This window comes from candidate division WOR-3 bacterium (genome assembly GCA_016867815.1).
Classification (GTDB): Bacteria; Hydrothermota; Tepidihabitantia; order Tepidihabitantales; family Tepidihabitantaceae; genus UBA2258.
Window position 1 is genome coordinate 1 of the sequence record VGIR01000169.1, and the last position, 3400, is coordinate 3400.

A 3400-nucleotide genomic window follows, 5' to 3' on the forward strand; every position below is an offset into this window, starting at 1 on the left:
CCTTCGCTACTGCGTTCGACGTCTCAGGAACTCACTTGGGCACACGTCCTTCGTCTATTCTGTACCTAAGGCGGTACCTGCCGGGCAGAACTTGTTTGAAGCGATCACCATCAGGTTTCGAGATCATAATCCCAATGATCCGAACGACACTTTCGAAGTGTCCCTTGACTTGGTGCAGTGCGTGAAGCTCACCGCCAAGTTCAGGCAGACCGTTCACGCCCACGTGAAGGGAAAGTACGGTCTGTGACCCGGCGGGAGGCGGTCCAAATGCTCCGAAGCACCTGAGCTTCCTAACAGAGTCTTCCTTTTGAGGAAATCGGATTGACTTGCGCCTGTTAGGCCGCCTCTCGCGTGCTGCACCTTAAGTCATGTTGTGACCTCAGTCAGGAACGCGCATCCAGTCTATGGAGTTGGCAGTGTTGAGCTAGCCAGCGACGAGGCGTGTCAACGAGGAAGATCCGGTCGCGTTTCCGTGAATAGGACATCCACACCTATGTCGAGTGCCTTGCAGATGGCGACAATCTCGATGTCCGTCACAGGGCGAGTGCCTGCCTCAATCTTGGAAATCGCGGTACGGTCAAGGCCAAGGCCAAGCGTCTGGAGTCGTGCGGCCAACTCCTCTTGAGTCACCTTCTGGCCGTGGCGATAGCGAGCCTCCCGAATGCGTGGCCCCACGAAGTTCTTCATCCTACGTAGATTGTCGTTGACTTCTGGTCGCAGAATGTGCGCGTGGCGCACAATCAGTGCTAGAATGGCACTCGTCAAGTGGGGCATGAGATTCGTCGATGCCTGTTGGCAGGTTCGACTTCCAAATGGCCGTTGTGTACCTGCGCCGGTGGTGCTTGTTAGCACATATGGAGCACGTTGGGCAGGAGGTTAGCCAATGGGAGGGCTGAGGCCTCGCAAGCGAACTAACGACTACGGCATGACTATCATCTTCCCTTGGGATCGAAGGCAAGAAAGCACGCATCGGAAGCGCAAAAGGCCACAACCCCCCCTGATAGGGTCACTTGAATGGAACTTGTACCTAAGCAGCAGATGTTGGCGATGCACGATGTCACCGAAGGGTGCCCACCGCTGGATTGTCAAGAACCGAACCATGACTTGTAGATACTGTGGGGAGACGAGGAGAATAACCACAACTGCCAAGCTCGCGGGTGCAAAGCCTCCCAGCAAGGACCCGAGGCGCAAGGCAAAGCGGAACCCAGGACTCTGATCGGGCAGCGATCAGCCAGCTTCAAGTCCCGATTAGCCATCCCGTCGGGCCAATCTGCTCTGTGGCCCAAGTCATGCTCTATCAGACGTTTGCATCCTCAGTTCGGTGACAGCAACCTGACTCGGACGCCAAAAAGGCGGAAGTCTCGCAGGTACGATTATGCCCTGCCACTCTGTGCGTGCTACACTACTTACGGTCAGGCTGCGAGCCAGCCATAGAGCACAGCCCCTATCTGGTCAGGCGCCGACCAAGCCGAGGAAAGGCTGCCGGTCACGGCCTCGTCAGGCGGGGGTTGGATAACACGGCGAGAACAAGCCCTGTCACGGAGGGGCGACGAGGGGGTCATCATGACCACAAAGCGCAACACCACAGCAACAGCGCCTGTGACAGAGAGGCCTCTAGCGGTTATCTACGATCGGGCGTCTACGGAGCGGCAAAGGGACAACTATGCCCGAGCAGATGCGGCGAGGCTTTCCGAGCTTGCTGAGCGTCACGGCTATAGATGGGAACTGCGCCAGGAGATCAAGTCTGGCGAGAGTCTGGCAAACCGCCCTGTCATGAAGCGCACGCTGGAGGAGGTGGAGGGCGGAGTAGTTCGCGCCATTGTCTGCCAGGACTTCACTAGGCTCAGTCGAGACGAGGATGGGATCGATGGGCGAGTCATACGGCAGATATGCCGCGACGCGGGCTGCGTGGTAGTCACACCGGAGAAGGTGTACGACTTCTCCCTGGACGTGGATGACGACCTGGCCGACATCGGTTTCCTCATCGGCAAGATACAGAAGCGCCAAAATATCAGGGCCCTGGTGCGTGGGATGCGCGAGAAGGCGCTGCAGGGGAAGATGCTTCCCCAGGTGCCCTCTTTGGGCTACGAGTGGAGTTCCACGTTGGATGGGCACCACAAGGCCCCTGGCGCCGAGCTGCGGGTGCGGGCCGAGGATGTGCCTGTAGTGCAAGCGATCTTCGACCTGTATGAGCACGCCTCGGCCAGGCAGGTGGCCCATGGCCTCAACGCCCAAGGGTTCAGTTTCAGAGGCAAGAAGGGAGAGAGCCATCCCTTCCGCGCCGCGGATGTAGTGCGAATCGTGGCCAACCCCTTCTACACCGGTATGGTGGTGTGGGGCCGTAGCATTCGCTCCCGCCACCTGAAGGACTTCCAGCCCGTGGAGCGGCATGTGCCAGAGTTCCAGATCATCACCTTCGAGCAGTTCAATCGGGTACAGGAGTTGAGGCGGCAACGGTACTGGACCCCGCCCAAGTCGGTGGGGAGCCCTTTCCTGTTCTCTGGCACCCTGAGATGCGCCCGCTGTGGAGCGGCCACGGTGGGACAGCGCCACCACAAGCGACACGACGGACAGATGGTTGAGTGGCACTTCTACCAGTGCAGGGCCTACCACCAGTATGGGAGAACAGCGTGTCAGGGCACGTGTCTCTCTGAGAATGTGGCCAGGCCTGCCATGGAGCGCTTCCTGACCCAGGTGCTTAGCGAGGGCCTGAACCTTCAGGGCTATTTGCGGGATGCCGCTGAAGAGATGGCCACCGACAGCGATCGAATAGCTGGACTGAAGGCTGAGGTGCAGGAGGCCGAGATTGGGTTGAAGCGTCTGGCGGATGCGATTGTAGCCGGTGCTCTGGATCTAGAAGCTGCAAGACAAAAGACATTGGAGTTGAGGGAGAAGAAGGAGCGGGCCGCCAAGAGGCTGTCAGCGGTGAATGCCGGCAAAGAATTGGGTGAGGAGTTGGTGCGAGCTATAGCGTTGGTTGAAAACGACCTGCCAGCGGTGATGGCAAGCATGAGTAGGGAATGCTTTCGGGACCTGCTACGATTGGTGGTGAGGCGCTTTACTGTTGAAGCAACCGGTGCACCAAGAAACCGCGTAGGGCGCGTGGCGTCCCACGAGTTCACGCCAGAGTTCCAGGAGTTTTGGTTAACACATTCGAGTGGTATGGTGGGCGGTAGAGGACTCGAACCTCTGACCTCCGCGATGTCAACGCGACGCTCTAACCATCTGAGCTAACCGCCCGCGCAAAGGTAGTTTAGCAACGGGCGCCACTATCGTCAATCTGCGGCGGCTACCCCAGCCAGCTTCAGTTGCGCGGTAGTGGCGCTCCGTGTAGTGGGTAAGAGGCTTTCTAGTCTTCCTTGTCGTCCTTGCCTTCGGCCTCGTCACTTTCGCCCTCTTC

The 3400-nt window shown here is 58.6% G+C and carries 1 protein-coding gene, 1 tRNA gene and 2 pseudogenes; 2 read left to right on the plus strand and 2 right to left on the minus strand.

Annotated elements, in window-relative coordinates; all coding sequences use genetic code 11:
• Positions 1 to 444: 444 nt before the first annotated feature.
• Complete coding sequence (locus FJY68_13855; protein ID MBM3332910.1) at positions 445 to 687, minus strand: helix-turn-helix transcriptional regulator; 243 nt, start codon at positions 685 to 687, stop codon at positions 445 to 447.
• An 876-nt stretch (positions 688 to 1563) separates the two neighbouring features.
• Between FJY68_13855 and FJY68_13860 the strand changes: the two are divergent.
• Both FJY68_13860 and FJY68_13865 read left to right on the plus strand, forming a co-directional pair.
• A pseudogene (locus FJY68_13860) lies at positions 1564 to 2058 on the plus strand (recombinase family protein).
• 288 nt (positions 2059 to 2346) lie between these two features.
• Positions 2347 to 2685 (plus strand): annotated as a pseudogene (locus FJY68_13865) (hypothetical protein).
• Between the two features lie 478 nt (positions 2686 to 3163).
• Here the strand turns inward: FJY68_13865 and FJY68_13870 are convergent.
• Positions 3164 to 3240: transfer RNA gene (locus FJY68_13870), tRNA-Val, on the minus strand.
• Positions 3241 to 3400: the final 160 nt, after the last annotated feature.